This window comes from Ramlibacter sp., from assembly GCA_019635435.1.
Lineage (GTDB): Bacteria > Pseudomonadota > Gammaproteobacteria > Burkholderiales > Burkholderiaceae_C > JAHBZM01.
The window spans coordinates 3,095,411-3,112,549 of the sequence record JAHBZM010000001.1 but is presented as its reverse complement, the minus strand read 5'-3'; the positions used below and the strand labels follow the sequence as shown (position 1 = coordinate 3,112,549).

The 17,139-nt window shown below is 68.3% G+C and carries 11 protein-coding genes; 6 read left to right on the top strand and 5 right to left on the bottom strand.

Translation table 11 applies throughout. The features are described from left to right. Nucleotides 1-54: 54 nt before the first annotated feature. Nucleotides 55-3,573, bottom strand: coding sequence for a transglutaminase family protein (locus tag KF796_15035; protein MBX3587951.1), 3,519 nt, complete (start codon nucleotides 3,571-3,573; stop codon nucleotides 55-57). Between the two features lie 79 nt (nucleotides 3,574-3,652). Here KF796_15035 and KF796_15030 point away from each other — a divergent pair, with 79 nt between their 5' ends. The 6 genes from KF796_15030 (at nucleotide 3,653) to KF796_15005 (ending at nucleotide 12,495) form a co-directional block, all read left to right on the top strand. Further along, nucleotides 3,653-6,043, top strand: a complete 2,391-nt coding sequence (locus KF796_15030) for a DNA internalization-related competence protein ComEC/Rec2 (GenBank protein MBX3587950.1) — start codon at nucleotides 3,653-3,655, stop codon at nucleotides 6,041-6,043. Between the two features lie 60 nt (nucleotides 6,044-6,103). After that, nucleotides 6,104-7,603, top strand: coding sequence for a circularly permuted type 2 ATP-grasp protein (locus tag KF796_15025; protein MBX3587949.1), 1,500 nt, complete (start codon nucleotides 6,104-6,106; stop codon nucleotides 7,601-7,603). Nucleotides 7,604-7,605: 2 nt separating this feature from the next. Further along, entirely contained in the window at nucleotides 7,606-8,565 is a 960-nt protein-coding gene (locus KF796_15020; protein ID MBX3587948.1) for an alpha-E domain-containing protein, read from the top strand. A 14-nt stretch (nucleotides 8,566-8,579) separates the two neighbouring features. Beyond that, entirely contained in the window at nucleotides 8,580-10,184 is a 1,605-nt protein-coding gene (locus tag KF796_15015) for a tetratricopeptide repeat protein (GenBank protein MBX3587947.1), read from the top strand. Nucleotides 10,185-10,272: 88 nt separating this feature from the next. After that, the gene (locus tag KF796_15010) at nucleotides 10,273-11,637 is read left to right on the top strand and encodes a hypothetical protein (protein ID MBX3587946.1); all 1,365 of its coding nucleotides are present in this window, start codon (nucleotides 10,273-10,275) and stop codon (nucleotides 11,635-11,637) included. Nucleotides 11,638-11,673: 36 nt separating this feature from the next. Continuing rightward, on the top strand, nucleotides 11,674-12,495 hold the full coding sequence (locus KF796_15005) for a DUF4261 domain-containing protein (protein ID MBX3587945.1): 822 nt from the start codon (nucleotides 11,674-11,676) through the stop codon (nucleotides 12,493-12,495). 12 nt (nucleotides 12,496-12,507) lie between these two features. On the opposite strand, the gene KF796_15000 is transcribed toward KF796_15005, so the two are convergent. The 4 genes from KF796_15000 to KF796_14985 form a co-directional block, all read right to left on the bottom strand. Beyond that, nucleotides 12,508-12,873, bottom strand: coding sequence for a nuclear transport factor 2 family protein (locus tag KF796_15000; protein MBX3587944.1), 366 nt, complete (start codon nucleotides 12,871-12,873; stop codon nucleotides 12,508-12,510). A 95-nt stretch (nucleotides 12,874-12,968) separates the two neighbouring features. Continuing rightward, a complete protein-coding gene (gene mltB, locus KF796_14995) occupies nucleotides 12,969-14,090 on the bottom strand; it encodes a lytic murein transglycosylase B (GenBank protein ID MBX3587943.1) in 1,122 nt (373 codons plus the stop codon). After that, nucleotides 14,078-16,108, bottom strand: coding sequence for a DUF3488 domain-containing transglutaminase family protein (locus KF796_14990; GenBank protein MBX3587942.1), 2,031 nt, complete (start codon nucleotides 16,106-16,108; stop codon nucleotides 14,078-14,080). The genes mltB and KF796_14990 overlap by 13 nt, the downstream gene beginning before the upstream one ends. Then, the gene (locus KF796_14985; GenBank protein ID MBX3587941.1) at nucleotides 16,102-17,100 is read right to left on the bottom strand and encodes a DUF58 domain-containing protein; all 999 of its coding nucleotides are present in this window, start codon (nucleotides 17,098-17,100) and stop codon (nucleotides 16,102-16,104) included. Before KF796_14985 ends, KF796_14990 begins: the two co-directional genes overlap by 7 nt. Between the last annotated feature and the right edge of the window lie 39 nt (nucleotides 17,101-17,139).

The window sequence follows — 17,139 nt, the reverse complement described above, 5'->3', positions numbered from 1 at the left end:
CCCAGAACGAAAAAGGCCCGCGCAGCGGGCCTTTCGAGAGAGGGGGCGACGCCATCAGCCCGGCGGTGGCGACCGCAGGTCGAGCGTGAACGGAAACTCGCGGCTGCCCGCCACATGGATGGTGGCCGGCGGGACCTGCAAGGCACCCGGGGTGTGGCCCATGCGGAAGAAGCGCGACAGCCGGCGGCTTTCGGCCTCGTACGAGTTGACCGGGAAGGTGTCGTAGTTGCGCCCGCCCGGGTGGGCCACGTGGTACTGGCAGCCACCCAGCGAGCGGTTCATCCAGGTGTCGACAATGTCAAAGGTCAGCGGCGCGTGGGTGGCGATGCTGGGGTGCAGCGACGACGGCGGGTTCCAGGCCTTGTAGCGCACGCCGGCCACGTACTCGCCCATGGTGCCGGTCGGCTGCAGCGGCAGCGCATGGCCATTGACGGTGACCACATAGCGGCTTTCATTGAGGCCGGTGACGCGCACCTCGATGCGTTCCAGCGACGAATCCACATAGCGCGCCGTGCCGCCGGGCGCGCCTTCCTCGCCCATCACATGCCAGGGCTCGAGCGCGTTGCGCAGCGTGAGCTCCATGCCGCGCGACTGCACCTCGCCCACCAGCGGGAAGCGGAACTCGAAATGGGGCGCGAACCATGCGGTGTCGAAGGCATAGCCGGCCTCGCGCATCTCGGCCAGCACGTCGTTCAGGTCCATCTTCACAAAGGTCGGCAGCAGGAACTGGTCGTGCAGGGCCGTGCCCCAGCGTGTGGCCGGTGCCCGGTAAGGGGTCTTCCAGAAGCGGGCCACGAGGGCGCGGATCAGCAGCTGCTGGGCAATGCTCATGCGCGCATGCGGTGGCATTTCAAAGGCGCGCAGCTCCAGCAGGCCCAGCCGGCCGGTGGCCGAGTCGGGCGAGTACATCTTGTCGATGCAGAACTCGCTGCGGTGGGTGTTGCCCGTGACGTCGATCAGGATGTTGCGCAGCGTGCGGTCCACCAGCCAGGGCGGCATGTCCTGGCCGTGGATCTCGCGGTTCTTTTCGATCTGGCGCAGCGCGATTTCCAGCTCGTAGAGCTGGTCGTTGCGGGCTTCGTCCACGCGCGGGGCCTGGCTGGTCGGGCCGATGAACATGCCGCTGAACAGGTAGCTCAGGCTGGGGTGGTTGTGCCAGTACAGCACCAGGCTGGCGAGCAGTTCGGGCTTGCGCAGGAACGGGCTGTCGGCCGGCGTGGCGCCGCCCATCACAAAATGGTTGCCGCCACCGGTGCCGGTGTGGCGCCCGTCGGTCATGAACTTTTCGGCGCTCAGGCGGCTTTCAAACGCGGCCTGGTACAGGAATTCGGTGTGCTGGACCAGTTCGCCCCAGTTGTGCGCCGGGTGGATGTTGACCTCGATCACGCCCGGGTCGGGCGTGACCTGCAGCAGCTTCAGGCGCGGGTCGCGCGGCGGCGGGTAGCCCTCGATGACGATCTTCACGCCCAGTTCCGCGGCCGTGGCCTCGACGGCGGCCAGCAGGTCCAGGTAGTCCTCGAGCCGCTCCAGCGGCGGCATGAAGACGTAGAGCATGGACGAGGGGCTGCCCTGGCGCTCGGCCTTGGGGCCGTTGGCGCGGCGCGGGTCGCGCGCCTCCACGCACAGCGCGGTGCGGGTGTAGCCATGGGCCGACTCGAAGCGGGTGGGCGGCTGCATGAAGCCTTCGGGCTCGGGCTGGCCGGGTGCGCTGGCGTTGCCCGGGGCGTCGTGGCGGCCCAGGCCGTCCTGGCGCAGGCGCTGGGCCTCGCCGGGCTGGCTGGCGCCTGCAAGGTAGGGCAGGTCCCGGCCGCCGCTGACGGCCGGTGTGGTGGCATAACGGGCCTGCAGCGAGGCGGCCGCGGGCAGGGCGCTGCGCGGCGCGCTCGGGTCCTGCTCGACGAGGTACGGGTAGTCGGCCTTGCTGACCCAGGGCAGCGCATCAAGCGGCAGGCGCAGGCCCATGGGCGAATCACCCGGGATCAGGTACATGCGGTCGTCGCGGAAGAACCAGGGCCCGGTGCTCCAGACATGGCCCTGCAGTTTGGGGTTGTCGCGCCCGGCGGCCGAGCCGGGTTGCAGGGGCAGCACATAGCCCACCACGGTGTCCAGCTTCTGCTCGAACACGCGCCGCAGGCGGGCCCGCTCCATCTCGTCATCCAGCCGCGAGTCGAACGGATCGACGTTCACAGGCAGCCGGCGCTCGCGCCAGAGGTAGTAGAAAACGTCTTCGTAGCCGGGCTGGATGAAGCGTGGGCTGAGATGGAGTTTGCTGGCCAGCAGGTGGGTGAAGCGTTTGGCGTCTTCACTGGTGTAGTGCGATGGCACACGCTCATCGGCAAACAGCGTGGGGTCTTTCCAAGCTGGCTGGCCGTCGGCGCGCCAGCAGATCGACAGGGCCCAGCGCGGCAATTGCTCGCCGGGGTACCACTTGCCCTGGCCAAAGTGCAAGAAGCCGCCTTCGCCGTATTCGGCGCGCAGCTTCTGCACCAGTTCCGTTGCAAAGCCGCGCTTGGTGGGGCCCAGGGCGTCGGTGTTCCACTCGGGTGCATCGCGGTCATTGACCGCCACGAAGGTGGGTTCACCGCCCATGGTCAGGCGCACGTCGCCGCTCACCAGCTCGGCATCGACGGCCTCGCCCAGCGCCAGCACCTTGGCCCATTGTTCCTCGGTGTAGGGCTTGGTCACGCGCGGGGATTCGTGGATGCGCGTGACCACCATGGCGTGGCCGAACTCGACCTCGGCCTTGTCCACGCCGCCCTCGATGGGCGCGGCGCTGGAGGGCTGCGGCGTGCAGGCCAGCGGGATGTGGCCTTCGCCCGCGAGCAGGCCCGAGGTGGCGTCCAGTCCGATCCAGCCAGCGCCGGGCAGGTAGACCTCGCACCAGGCGTGCAGGTCGGTGAAATCCACCGTGGTGCCGCTGGGGCCGTCCAGCGCCTTGACGTCGGGGGTGAGCTGGATCAGGTAGCCCGACACGAAGCGCGCCGCCAACCCGCAGTGGCGCAGCAGCTGCACCAGCAGCCAGCCCGAGTCGCGGCAGGAGCCGCTGGCGTTGGCGAGCGTTTCCTCAGGCGTCTGCACGCCGGGCTCCATGCGGATCAGGTAGCGGATGTCCTGCGCCACCTGCTGGTTCAGGGCCACCAGGAAGTCAATGGTGCGGCGCTCGGTGCGGTCGATCTTGTCGAGGTAGGCCTCGACCAGTGGCGTGACCGGGTCGGCCACGAGATAAGGCGCGAGTTCGGCGGCCAGGGCCTTGCTGTAGCTGAACGGGAAATTTTCGGCCGCGGGCTCGAGGAAAAAATCGAACGGGTTGTAGACCGCCATTTCGACCACGAGGTCGACCGTGACCTTGAACTCGGTGACCTTGGCGGGAAACACCACGCGCGCCTGGTAGTTGGCGAACGGGTCCTGCTGCCAGTTGACGAAGTGGCCCTCGGGCTCGATGCGCAGCGAGTACGAGATGACATTGCTGCGGCAGTGGGGCGCCGGCCTGAGCCGGATGACCTGGGGCCCGAGCGTGACGGGCCGGTCGTACCGGTAGTGGGTGACGTGGTTCAGGGCGGCATGGATGGACATGCAATGGATACTAGCAAGTCCCGAGCCAGTCGGCGTGAGCATCGCATGGCGCGTTGAGCATGACGTCATGCCGAACACGATGCATCCCGGGGAGGGCGGGCCAGGACGCCTTCCGCCCTTGCTCGCGGGGGTGGTGGTGGGCACGGCCGCGCAATTACAGCAGGCGCAGCTGTGGCCGGCTGGAACTTACGCCGCGCTGGCGGCTGTAGCCCTTGCCCTGCTTGTACATGGCGCTATCAAAAGAGTAGCTGGCTGGCGCCAGGTTGCCGTGGTTTTCGCGGCCGCGTCGGTCCTGGTGGCGGCGCTTTGCGGGCTGCGCGCCGGGGCGCTGGAGCGCCAGGCCCTGGCGCCCGCACTGGAGGGGCGCGACCTGCGGGTCGAAGGCGTTGTCGCTGCGATGCCACAGCGCAGCGAGACGGGCCTGCGCTTCAGGCTGGCGGTGCAGGCCGCGTGGCTGGACGGCGCGACGGTGACTGTCCCGCCGCAACTGCTGCTGGGCTGGTACTCCGGGCAGGCACCAGGCGAGCCGGCACGCCCGCCCGCCGAGCTGCGCGCCGGTGAGCGCTGGCAGTTCACGGTGCGGCCCAAGGCGCCACACGGCAACCTCAACCCGCATGGGTTCGACTACGAGCTGTGGCTGTGGGAGCAGGGCCTGCGCGCCACCGGCTATGTGCGCGACGGCGCCAGGGACGCGGCCCCGCAGCGGCTGGCCGCCACCTGGCAGTACCCGGTGGAGCAGGCCCGCCAGGCCACGCGCGACGCCATCTTTGCGCGGCTGGCCGACCGGCCCCAGGCCGGCATCGTGGCGGCGCTGGTCACGGGCGACCAGGCCGCCATCGAGCGCGCCGACTGGGACGTGTTCCGCGCCACGGGCGTGGCCCACTTGATGAGCATCTCCGGCCTGCACATCACCATGTTCGCCTGGGCGGCGGGCGCGCTGGTGGGGGCCCTGTGGCGGCGCAGCCCCCGGCTGTGCCTGGGGTGGCCGGCGCCGCACGCCGCGCTGCTGGGCGGGATCGCGCTGGCCGGGGCCTACGCGCTGTTCAGCGGCTGGGGCGTGCCGTCGCAGCGCACGGTCACCATGCTCGCGACTGTGGGCCTGCTGCGCCTGTCGGGGCGCCGCTGGCCCTGGCCCATGGTCTGGCTGCTGGCCTGCGCGGCGGTGCTGCTGCTGGACCCGTGGGCCCTGACGCAGGCCGGCTTCTGGCTCAGCTTCGTCGCGGTGGGCGTGCTGTTTGCTACAGATTCAGGAGCAGACCATGGCCGTCCGGCAAGGACTACAGCCCGATTTCGTGCTCTTTTGCGGGAACAGGGGGTGGTCACCGTGGCCTTGACGCCCCTGACCCTGCTGCTGTTTGGCCAGGTCTCGGTCGTGGGCCTGTTGGCCAACCTGCTGGCCATTCCCTGGGTCACGCTGGTGGTGACCCCGCTGGCACTGGCGGGCGTGGCATGGCGCCCGCTGTGGGACGCGGCCGCGCTGGCCGTGCAGGTGCTTGGCACCGGGCTGCAGTGGCTGGCGGCACTGCCGTTTGCCACCGTGTCGGTGGCGGCCGCGCCGCTGTGGGCCGGGGCGGCGGGCGTGCTGGGCGGGCTGCTGCTGGCCATGCGCCTGCCGGGGCCCCTGCGTGCGCTGGGCGCCCCGTTGCTGCTGCCGGTGTTCCTGTGGCAGGCGCCGCGGCCGGCGCCGGGCGAGTTCGAACTGCTGGCCGCCGACATCGGGCAGGGCAATGCGGTGATCGTGCGCACCGCCGCCCACACCCTGGTCTACGACGCCGGGCCGCGCTACAGCCGTGACAGCGATGCCGGGCACCGGGTGCTGGTGCCGCTGCTGCGCGCGCTGGGCGAGCGGGTGGACACCTTGCTGCTGAGCCACCGCGACAGCGACCACACGGGCGGAGCCCCCGCGGTGTTGGCCATGCAGCCACAGGCCGCGCTGCTCAGCTCGATCGAGGCCGGCCACGAACTTCAGATGCTGCGTGCCGCCACGCGCTGCGTGGCGGGCCAGCACTGGGAGTGGGACGGCGTGCGGTTCGACATCGTGCACCCGCCGGCCACTGACTACGCCGCGCCGCGCAAGCCCAATGCCATGAGCTGTGTGCTGCGCGTGGCCAACGGCCGGCAGGCGGCGCTGCTGGCGGGCGACATCGAGCAGCCCCAGGAGGCGGCACTGGTGGCCGCCGGCGCGGCGCTGCCGGCCGATGTGCTGCTCATGCCGCACCATGGCAGCAAGACCTCGTCGAGCGATGAGTTCCTGGACGCGGTGCAGCCGCGCGTCGCGCTGGCGCAGGCGGGCTATCGCAACCGCTTTGGCCATCCGGCGCCCGTGGTGCTGGCCCGCTACGCCGCGCGCGGCGTTCGCGTGATCGATTCACCGCACTGTGGCGCGGCGCGCTGGCGCTCGGCCGAACCGCAAGCCGTGGACTGCCAGCGCGACATGGCGCGGCGCTACTGGAACCATCGCATACCCTAGTCAAGTAATGCGTGGACGAAGGCCCGGAACTTGCTATGCTGGGAACAGGAGATAGCCTTTATGCAGAAATTCGACGAGATGTATGCCCGGCTGCCGGGCACCGGTCAAACCCAGAAACAAGGCCAATCTCAGGGCTCCCTACCGGGCCCAGGCCAGGACGCTGATGTCCGCGCGCACTACCAGGCGTATGCGCGATGGCTCGCGCGCCAGCCCGAGGACGTGATGCGCGACCGCCGCGAGGAGGCCGAGATGATCTTCCGGCGGGTCGGCATCACCTTTGCGGTGTATGGCGCCAAGGACGAGGACGGCTCGGGCACCGAGCGGCTGATTCCTTTTGACCTGATTCCGCGCATCATCCCGGCCCACGAATGGGCCAGCATGGAGCAGGGGCTGGTCCAGCGCGTCACGGCCCTCAACCGCTTCCTGCACGACGTCTACCACGAGCAGGACATCATCAAGGCCGGCATCATCCCGGCCGAGCAGATCCTGAACAACGCCCAGTACCGCAAGGAGATGGCGGGGGTCTACGTGCCGCACCATGTGTACTCGCACATCGCGGGCGTGGACATCGTGCGCGCCCCCAACGCCAAGGGCGAGGGCGAGTACTACGTGCTCGAGGACAACCTGCGCGTGCCCAGTGGCGTGAGCTACATGCTGGAAGACCGCAAGATGATGATGCGGCTGTTTCCCGACCTGTTCTCCAGCCACCGCGTGGCACCGGTCATGCACTACCCCGACCTGCTGCTGGAGACGCTGAGGGCCTCGGCCCAGCCCGGCGTGGCCGACCCGACCGTGGTGGTGCTGACCCCGGGCATGTACAACAGCGCGTATTTCGAGCACGCGTTCCTGGCCCAGCAGATGGGCATTGAGCTGGTCGAGGGCCAGGACCTGATCGTCAAGGACCGCTTTGTCTACATGCGCACCACGCGCGGCCCGGTGCGGGTGGACGTGATCTACCGCCGCGTCGACGACGACTTCCTGGACCCCTCGGTGTTCCGGCCCACCAGCACGCTGGGCTGCGCCGGCCTGCTTGATGCCTACCAGGCGGGCAACGTGAGCATCTGCAATGCCATTGGGACGGGCGTGGCCGACGACAAGTCGATCTACCCCTATGTGCCCAAGATGATCGAGTTCTACCTGGGCGAGAAGCCCATCCTGAACAACGTGCCCACCTACATGTGCCGCAACCCGGACGACCTGAAGTACACGCTGGCCAACCTCAAGGACCTCGTGGTCAAGGAGGTCCACGGCGCGGGTGGCTACGGCATGCTGGTCGGTCCGGCCTCGACCCAGGCCGAGATCGAGGATTTCCGCAAGGCGATCCTGGCCAACCCGGGCGGCTACATCGCCCAGCCCACGCTCAGCCTGTCCAGCTGCCCCACCTTCGTGGAAAGCGGCGTGGCGCCGCGTCACATCGACCTGCGCCCGTTTGTGCTCAGTGGCCGCGAGGTGCAGATGGTCCCCGGTGGCCTGACGCGCGTGGCCCTCAAGGAAGGTTCGCTGGTTGTCAATTCGTCCCAGGGTGGTGGCACCAAGGACACCTGGATCCTGGAGGTCTGAACATGCTTTCCCGTACGGCCGACCACCTCTTCTGGATGTCCCGCTACACCGAGCGCGCCGAAAACACCGCGCGCATGCTCGACGTCAACTACCAGACCTCGCTGCTGCCGCAGTCCACCGCCGTGGCCCAGGTGGGCTGGCAGGGCCTGCTGTCCATCAGCGAACTGCTGCCGTCGTACACCGCCAAGCACGGCGAGGTGGACGCCGCGCGCGTGATGGAGTTCATGGTCAAGGATGACGACAACCCTTCGTCCATCGTCTCGTGCCTGAAGGCCGCGCGCGAGAACGCGCGCGCCGTGCGCGGCACGCTCACCACCGAGGCCTGGGAGACGCAGAACCAGACCTGGCTGGAGGTCAACCGCATGCTGCGCACCGGCCAGTTCGAGCGCGACCCGGGCCAGTTCTTTGAATGGGTGAAGTTCCGGTCGCACCTGTCGCGTGGCGTGACCGTGGGCACCATGCTCATGGACGAGGCGCTGCACTTCATGCGTCTGGGCACCTTTCTGGAGCGGGCTGACAACACGGCCCGGCTGGTGGACGTGAAATTCCACGCCGTGCAAAGCGACTTCTTTGGCACGGCCACCGAGCAGGACCAGGAGTACGACTTCTACCACTGGAGCTCGATCCTGCGCAGCGTCAGCGGCTTCGAGATCTACCGCAAGGTCTATCGTGACGTGATCAAGCCCGAGCGCGTGGCTGAACTGCTGATCCTGCGCCAGGACATGCCGCGCTCCCTGCATGCCAGTCTCAACGAGGTGGTGGCCAACCTCGAAATGCTGGCCAACGACCAGTCGGCCGAAACCATCCGCCGCGCCGGCAAGCTGCGGGCCGACCTCAAGTGGGGCCACATTGACGAGATCCTGGCCACCGGCCTGCATGCTTTCCTCACGCAGTTCCTGGACCGGGTGAACGAACTGGGCGGACGCATCAGCCGCGACTTCCTGGTGCCCGTCAGCGCTTGAAAGATGGCGGGGCCATGACGCCGCTGGCGCAGGGCGCTGCGCTGCTGGGGTCGGGCCGCTTTCACGAAGCGCTGGCCGCGTTCGGCCAGGCCCTGGCGCAGGACCCTGTCTCGCTCGAAGCCCGGCTGGGCCTGGCCCGTGCCAGCGCCGGCACGGGGGATGTCTGGGCGGCGGTGGCCTGGCTCAATGATGCCTGCCGCGTGGCGCCCGAGGCGCCCGCCCCGGCGCATGACCTGGCCAACCTGCTGCTGGCCCAGCGGCAGTACGCCCAGGCGCTGCCGGTCTACCAGCGCCTGTATGGCGATCTCCAGGCGCGCGACCGGGCCACGCTGCTGCACCATGGCTTCTGCCTGGAACAGGCGGGCCGGCTGGACGAGGCCGCCACCCAGTACCGTGAGGCCCTGGCGCGGGAGCCCGGCTTCATGGAGGCGCATGTCAACCTCGCCGGCGTGCTGTGGCGCCTGGAGGACCATGAGGGCACGCTGACCCATGCCCGCCAGGCGGTCGCGCTGGCGCCCGACCATCCCTATGCGGTGCGCATTCTGGGTACCGCGCTGCTCCACCTGAACCGGCTCGACGAGGCCGAAGCCGCGCTGCGCCGGGCCTTGCAGTTGCAGCCCGGGTTTGCGCTGGCCCAGGTGGACCTGGCGCTGGCGCTGCTGCTGGCGGGCCGGCTGGAAGAGGGCTGGGCCCTCTACCAGTCCCGCTGGAACGACACGGATCGCATGGTGCGCCCGCGCTTCTTCCAGCCGGCGCTGGAGTGGCAGGGCCCGGCCCGGCAGCCGCTGCGGGGCAAGCGCCTGCTGGTGTACGCCGAGCAGGGCCTGGGCGATGTGATCCAGTTCATCCGCTATGCCGCGCAGCTGCAGGCCGATGGCGCCACCGTGCAGGCCGTGGTGCAGCCCGAACTCATTGCCTTGGTGGAAGGCATGCCGGGCGTGGTCTGCTTCAAGCCCGGCACGGACCTCGTGGCCGATGGCCATGTGGCACTGCTGGACCTGCCACTGCATTACGGCACCACGCTGGCCACGGTGCCTGCCACCGTGCCCTACCTGCGGGCGCCCGATGCACGGCGCGCGCAGTGGCGGGAGCGGCTTCGCCCCTGGGCTGGCCAGTTCAAGGTCGGGCTGGCCTGGGCCGGCGCGCCGGTGCAGGTCAACAACCGCAACCGCAGCATGCCCTTGAGCGACTTGCTTGCGCTGACCGGCCTGGATGGCGTGCAGTGCTTCAGCCTGCAAAAGTCGGACGGCGGCGGCTTCACCGACGTGGCGCCTGACGACCCGCGTCTGGCCGGCGGGCGGCTGGTGGACCTCACGGCCGACTGGCATGATTTTGCCGACAGCGCCGCGATGATCGAAGGCCTCGATCTGGTCATCACCATTGACAGTGCCGTGGCCCATCTGGCCGGCGCGCTCGCCCGACCCGTGTGGGTGATGCTGCCGCCCAACCCCGACTGGCGCTGGCTGCTGGAGCGCGACGATTCGCCCTGGTACCCGAGCATGCGGCTGTTCCGGCGTGGGTTCGGGGAGGCAAGGGCGGCCCAGGTGGCCCGTGTTGACTCCGCCTTGCGTCATTGGCTCCTACACATGGAGGATGCGGTCCCTGGGGCCACAGCCTAGACTGGAATGGAACCCTTGGGTTCACCAAAGCGCCGAGGGCGCGGCAGGCGCCCCGGCATATTCCAATGATGTGGGAAGGGGGTGGATTGTGAGCAAGATCAGGAATCTCATGATGTTCGGGGCCTTGTGGGCCTGTTCGCTGCATGTGAGTGCCGCGGCGCTGCTGGCCCGACCAGCTTTTGACAGCAACGTCGTGCAGGCAACCGGCAGCCATTGCACCAAGGGTCAGCCCAATATCAATGCGGCCACGCTGGCCTTCTTCGCGGGTGCTGGGGCCACGGGCAATTTGCGGCCGTTCTTCTGCGTGGAGGCTTCCAGTCCGGTCCATGCCCCCCAGTACACAGGTGACAGCCTGACCGCGTTCACGTGGCTGAGCAACCAGCTCTACCCCGGCAGCAACGGCAACATCCGATCACTCTACGGCGCCGCCAATATCGACTGGGGAACGCTGCCGTGGCCGTCATTCAGCGCGGCCTGCGGATGCACGGCGGCAGACTTCGAGGCCGTCAAGACGCAGCTCAAGCATGAGATCCAGTCCGTGGGCGATGTCGGCGCGCTTTTCAACTCGATCGCCACTTATTACACCAATCCGCTGTTCATCCAGAATGACGCGATCGTCTCCGCGGCCGTGCTCGAGCTGTCCCTGCCGAATCAGCCTGTGACGGTGAACACGGGGGCCGTGATCGAGAAATCCATTTCAGACGTGCTCCAGGACGTCTTCAATACCGGCCTGGGCGACATCAGTCCCTGGGGCCCGGTGGCCATCACCGCGCTGATGAATCTTTCGAGTGCGTCAAACGGAGGATCGGTCCCCAATACGGTAAGCGCAGCCGCATCGAGTCTTGAGAACCGTCTGCCAGCGGCATTTGCTGGAATCGCGACGCAAATGGCCAGCCTGCAGGCGACGATCATTGCGGATTATTCGCTGTACACCCAGATTGGGATGTATTCATCCGGAATCTCGTCGCAGCAACTGACCACGCTGAGCACCACGGGTGCCCTGGCCTACAGGAAGCAGCTCTACAGGGATTTGCTGCCTTACGTGGCGACAGTGGTTTTCTACGCGCCCACGGACACCCATCTGGGGGGCGGTGGCCACGCATACAGCCAGGCCGATGCCGCGACCTACAGTGCCGCATCCGCTCCGGCGAACCGGATCACATACCTTCACTACGCTGGCTGGTTCTGGAACAGCAAAACCTACTATGACACCACGACCCAATTGCTGACCTCCAGCGCGACGTTCAATGACGGAGACTTTGCGACGGGGCGGCTGTGCGCCAATAACCTCCTGAATTCAGCCATCTACAAAACGGTGTTCACCACGCTGGGCTTTACCTACCAGGAGTTGCTGTCACTGCCCGGCATGGCAACCCGGCAGCAATGCTCGCTGTGCCAGTCCAGCGAGCATTGCAATGCGGGACAGTGCCGGCCCAACCAATCCTGCTCGTGAATTGGCCCGGCAGGTTTGTCGCGGATACTCGGAGCGATGAAATCTGTCATCGCGCTGTGCGTCTTTCTTGCCCTGGCCACCGGAGCCCATGCCGCCGATCCGGCCCCGGCCTCGATCCAGGCCCTGGCGTTCGTGGTGCTTGCCGAACCGGCGCTGCCGTCAGCGGAAAAGGTCGCCGCCAGCTTGCGCACCCGGCTGGGGGATGCGCAGCCGGTCACCGCCGTGCCGGCGCAGGACCCGCAGGCCTTTGTGATGCGCGTCAGCGGCGGGACGGTGGCCGTGATGCTGGTGGACCGCCCGATTCCCAACCAGGAGCTGGACCCCATTTGCCGCCAGGCCTGGTATTGGAAAACGGCCTGCGAGGCGGTCACCCCCCACAAGGCCCATCTGGTCGTGACGTTGATGGGAACCACCCTGGGCAAGGTGGATGCCGCGCTGCTGCTGACCCAGGCCATGGCCTCGCTCATGGATGCGAATGCCATCGCCAGCTACTGGGGCGAAAGCCTGCAGTCGCGCGATGACTTCCTCAGGCAGGGCGCCAGCGCAAGCCGCGAACGGTTGCCCATCATGCTGTGGGTTCACTTCCGGCTGAGCCATGATCCGCTGGCTGGCTGGGCGATTTCGACCAGCGGCATGCAGGGGTTTGACCTGCTTGAGATCGAGTGCAGGAACGCGCCGGTGGACGGGCGGTCGCTGTTTGCGCTGGCGGCCGGCATGGTGAACTACCTGCTGACCAAGGGCCCTGTCATTCAGGACGGCGACACCATCGGCGAATCGGCATCGCAGTCCATCGTGGTGCGCAAGGCGCCGTCGTACTGGAATCCGGGGCAGACCGTGTACCGCATCGCCTATCCCTAGGCAGCCGCCGGCTCAGAGGGCCGCTGGCGCCTGGTCGATGAAGCCGATCACCTGGCTGATCCGCCCGCCCTGCAGCACGATGAGGTCGCTGCCCCTGACAGGGGGCTCGGCGCCTGCCGGACCGAGCGACCAGCTCAGGCGCACGTAGTTGCCATGGCCATCGGGCGTGCCGGTCAGCGTGAAGCGAAAGCCCGGGAACCGCTGGTGCACGGCACTGACCAAACCTGAAATGCCCCTGGCGTCGCTGGCACTCATCAGCGGATCGACATAGCTCGCGTTGGCGGTCCAGTGGCTGGCAAGCGCGGCCTCGCGCTGGGGGGTGTCGGTGGCGTTCCAGGTGGTGATGTAGGCGTTGGCAATGGCAACGGGGTCTGACATGGCAATTTCTCCAGAAAGGGAGCCGGGGGATTCCGGCTTTCTGGAAGTTATTCGCCCGTGAGCTTGCCGTCGATGACCCCGCAGGTCATCGGCGCTCAGCGGCCCAGCGCCGCCTTGATCTCATCGCCCAGCTCGATCACTGCCATGGCGTAGTAGCTGCTCCAGTTGTAGCGGGTGATGGCATAGAAGTTGTCGGTGCCGGCGACGTACTGCGGGGCGTCGTCGCCGTTCTGCAATTCCACCAGGGCCAGCGGGCCGGTGTGGCGCAGCGCCTGGCCCTCCAGCACCGCGCCCCTGGCGGTAAAGCTGGCCACGCTGAACGTGGGCAGGATGTCAGGCGCCATGAGCGCGTCCATGTCCAGCGTGGCCGGGTCGAACCGCACGGGGTAGTGCGTGGGCATGCCGGGCTGCCAGTTGAAGGCCTTGAAATAGCTGGCCACCGAACCGATCACATCCGCCGGGCTGTGGCTCAGGTCGATGCTGCCGTCGCCATCAAAGTCGACCGCGTATTTCAGGCGGCTGCTGGGCATGAACTGCGGCATGCCCATGGCGCCGGCATAGCTGCCCAAAGGCAGCAGCGGGTCGGCGTTGAGGCGGCTTTGCAGCGTCAGGAACTGTTCGAGTTCATTGCGGAAGAACTCGCTGCGCTCGGCCGCGCGCGGGTGGCTGGACGGGAAATCGAAGGCCAGCGTGGCCAGCGCGTCGATCACGCGAAAGGTGCCCATCTGCTGGCCGTAGAGGGTCTCCACGCCAATGATGCCCACAATGATTTCGGGCGGCACGCCGTACTCGCGCTCGGCCCGCTCCAGGGCCTCGCGGTTCGCGTTCCAGAAGCGCACGCCGGCATGGATGCGTGTGGCATCGATGAAGCGGCTGCGGTAGACGCGCCAGTTCTTGGCCACGCCCCGGGGCGCGGGCTGCATGAGCCTGATCACCACCGGCAGCTTCTGCGCCTGGCCCAGTGCGCGGCGCACCCAGCCGGGGTCGAGGTCGCGGCGCTGGGCTAGGTCGTCAGCGTAGCGCATCACCTCCTCGCGCTGGGCATAGGGTGTGCCGCTGCGCACCGGCGCGCTGGCCGCCCTTTTTGCATGCCCGTTTCCGTGGGGGGGCGGGTTTTTGGAACGTTTTGCGGCCGAAGTCCCCGTGCACAGGGCACTGGCTGCTATGAAAAGTGTAGCGATAACGAGGGAACGGGGAAAAGGAGTCACTTGGGCCATGCCATTTGTTTGAATTCGCGCTGCAGCGTCGCCAGGCTGCCCTGCGGGTCGCGCGCGTAGCGCAGGTTCTCCAGCCGCAGCAGCCAGTCGGCCAGCGCGCCAGCGCCGCCGCCAAAGTGCTGGCGCACGGCCGCCGCCACCTGGCGCGGCGGTGCGGTGGCCGGCACCTCGAGGCCGGCCTTGCGCAACTGTTCGCGCGTGCGCTGCAGCAGCCGCAGCCAGGGGTCGTGCCGGCTGCGCTCCCAGAGGGTCCACAGCGCGCCCAGCACGGCCACGATCACCACGATGCCGATCAGCACGTAGCTCAGGTCTTCCCAGCTTGGGGACTCAAAGCCGATGTTCTTGAGCAGGTCGAGCTGCTTGCTCTGGGTGTAGTTGAGCACCCACTGGTTCCAGCGGTTGTTCACGGCCTCCCAGGCGGCGCGCAGGCTGGCCGACAGCGTGGGGCTCATGGCCCCGATGGCGGTGGCCATCACGCCTTGCGGCGGGCGCAGCCGCAGGAAGGCCCCGGTGCGCCCCGGCGCCACGGCCGATGTCGGGTCCACCCGCACCCAGCTGCCCGCGCCGCTGGCGTTCGCCATCCAGACCTCGGCCCAGGCGTGGGCGTCGCTCTGGCGCAGTGTCCAGTAACCGTCGACATTGTTGCGCTCGCCGCCCTGGTAGCCGGTGACGATGCGCGCGGGCACGTCCAGCGCGCGCATCAGCACCACGAAGGCCGAGGCAATGTGCTCGCAAAACCCTTCCTTGCGGTCAAACCAGAATTCGTCGGCGGTCTCGCGGCCATAGACGCCCGGGTCCAGCGTGTAGCTGTAGCCCTGGGTGCGCAGGCGGTCCATCACGGCCTGCACCAGCACGCGGGCGTCGGCGCTGGCGTAGCGCGGATCGCGCCGCATGTCCTGCGCGAGCTGCAGGGTGCGGGGGTTGAAGCCGGCGGGCAGCTCGCGGTAGTCGGGCAGCAGGGCCGCGGCGGTTGACGGACCAAAGCTGAAATCGGGGTAGCTCTCGGCCTTGTAGCGCACGATGTCGGTGACCGGCCGGTTGGCCACCCATTGCAGCTCCGGGGTCATGAGGGTGCTGAAGCCCGGCAGCTCGGGTGGTCCTGGCGCGGCGTCCATCAGCATCAGCCAGGGCCGGTTGCTCGGCTCCATGGTGACTTCATAGCGCACCGGCGAGCCTTGCACCCGCAGGTTGGGCGGGCCCAGCAGGCGTGGCAGGAAGCGCGCGCTGGTGGACGGATCGAGCCGGCTGATCAGTGGTTGCCATTCGCGGCCGTCAAAGCGCGTGAGCACCGGCCCGCGGAAGTACAGGTCGGACTGCGGCGGCGGCGGGCCCTCGAACTTGATGCGCAGGGCGATGGTCTCGTCCAGCGCCAGGCTGGCGATGTTGCCGATCTGCATGGTGGATGAGAGCCCGCTGCGCCCGCTCATGGCGTCGCTGGGGATGCCCCACAGCGGCGCCAGCCGCGGGAACAGCAGGAACAGCACCACCATGATCGGGGCGCCCACCAGGGCCATCCAGCCCGCGGTGCGGGCGGCCTCGGCCAGCGGCGGCTTGCCCACCGGCATGTGGGCATTGACCAGCGCCGTGAGCAGCCCCAGCAGCGCCAGCAGCATGGCTGCGGCCGTGAGCAGCGACTGCGAGAAGAAGAAGTTGGTGAGCATCGTGAAGAAGCCCAGGAAGAAGATCACGAAGGCGTCACGCCGCGCGCGCAGCTCCAGTGTCTTGAGCGCCAGCAGCACCACGATCAGGGTCACCCCGGCATCACGCCCCAGCAGGGTGCGGTGGGACAGCAGCGTGGCGCCGATGGTCAGGCCCAGCAGGCCCAGCAGCCACCACTTGCCGGGCAGCGGCCGCGAGACGAAGGCCAGCCAGCCGCGCCACAGCAGCACCCCGGCCGTCAGCGCGGTGCACCACCACGGCAGGTTCTGCACCTGCGGCAGCACGACCCAGCCAATCACCACCAGCAGGAACAGGGTGTCACGTCCCTCGCGGGGCAGGGCGTTCAGGACCTTCAGCACAGCGCCAGTGCCTCCAGGCAGCGACGGCGGTGGGCCTCGCCGCTGGCCGGCGGGATTTCCACGCCGGGCAGCCGCAGGCCATAGTCCACGCCAAGTTTGTCGGCCTGCAGAACCCAGGCGCACAGGCGTGACAGCTTGCCTTCGGTGTCCAGGAGCCCGGCCTGCGCGAAGTCCAGCCACAGCTCGTAGCGCTGGGCCTGCTGGCTGTCGCGGCTGACCAGTTCATCGGTGCCGCTGGCCATGGCCTTGGCGGCCTTTTTCCAGACCACCAGCTTGAGCGGGTCGCCGCGCCGGTAGGCGCGCACGCCGTCAAACTCGCCGGTGGGCTGCGAGCGGGCCGCGGCCGCGCCGCCCGAGCGGGGCTCACCCGGCGGCAAGGGGGGCGGGAACAGCTCGGGTGCCGGGTACACCAGCACCTCGGCGGCTGGCCGCCAGACCGTCCAGACCCGGAATGTGCCCAGCGGAAAGCGCGTCTCGGCCGTGAGCGGGGGCACGCGCTGCAGGCCGCGGGCGCGCGGCAGAAAGGCCACCTGCACGGTGCTCGTGCCTTGCGCCGGCACGTCGGTCCAGGCCCAGTGGTCTTCATGCGTCTCGTCGAGCACGGCCAGGCCAATGCCGTGGCGCACCGATCGCCTTTCGTTCACCAGCGTGATGCCGAAGGTGGCGCCCGTCCCCATGAACTGGGCGTCTGGCGGGATCAAATTCATGGTCAGGCCGCGCAGCGTGGCATGGCAGACATGCATGCCCACCACGGCGCTGCCGGCCAGGAGAAAGGTCAGCAGATAGCCCAGGTTGAGCTGGTAGTTGATGGAAGCCACCAGCAGCACCAGCAGCGTAGCGCCCAGCATGAACCCCGGCCGCGTGGGCAGGATGTAGACATTGCGCTGCGTCAACGTGGTGGTGTCCGACAGCGGCAGCCGGGTCTGCCACCACTGGCGAAACCGCGCGCGGACAAACCCCAGCGGGTGGATCCAGCGGACTGCCGACGTCATGTTCATGAGCCGGCGCCGGGCCGCCCCAAGACGGCGAAG

Coding starts and splice junctions, on each gene's coding strand:
- KF796_15020 (MBX3587948.1), top strand. CDS start 7,606: ATGCTTTCCCGTACGGCCGACCACCTCTTCTGGATGTCCCGCTACACC.
- KF796_15030 (MBX3587950.1), top strand. CDS start 3,653: ATGCATCCCGGGGAGGGCGGGCCAGGACGCCTTCCGCCCTTGCTCGCG.
- mltB (MBX3587943.1), bottom strand. CDS start 14,090: ATGGCCCAAGTGACTCCTTTTCCCCGTTCCCTCGTTATCGCTACACTT.
- KF796_15035 (MBX3587951.1), bottom strand. CDS start 3,573: ATGTCCATCCATGCCGCCCTGAACCACGTCACCCACTACCGGTACGAC.
- KF796_15005 (MBX3587945.1), top strand. CDS start 11,674: ATGAAATCTGTCATCGCGCTGTGCGTCTTTCTTGCCCTGGCCACCGGA.
- KF796_15025 (MBX3587949.1), top strand. CDS start 6,104: ATGCAGAAATTCGACGAGATGTATGCCCGGCTGCCGGGCACCGGTCAA.
- KF796_14985 (MBX3587941.1), bottom strand. CDS start 17,100: ATGACGTCGGCAGTCCGCTGGATCCACCCGCTGGGGTTTGTCCGCGCG.
- KF796_15000 (MBX3587944.1), bottom strand. CDS start 12,873: ATGTCAGACCCCGTTGCCATTGCCAACGCCTACATCACCACCTGGAAC.
- KF796_15015 (MBX3587947.1), top strand. CDS start 8,580: ATGACGCCGCTGGCGCAGGGCGCTGCGCTGCTGGGGTCGGGCCGCTTT.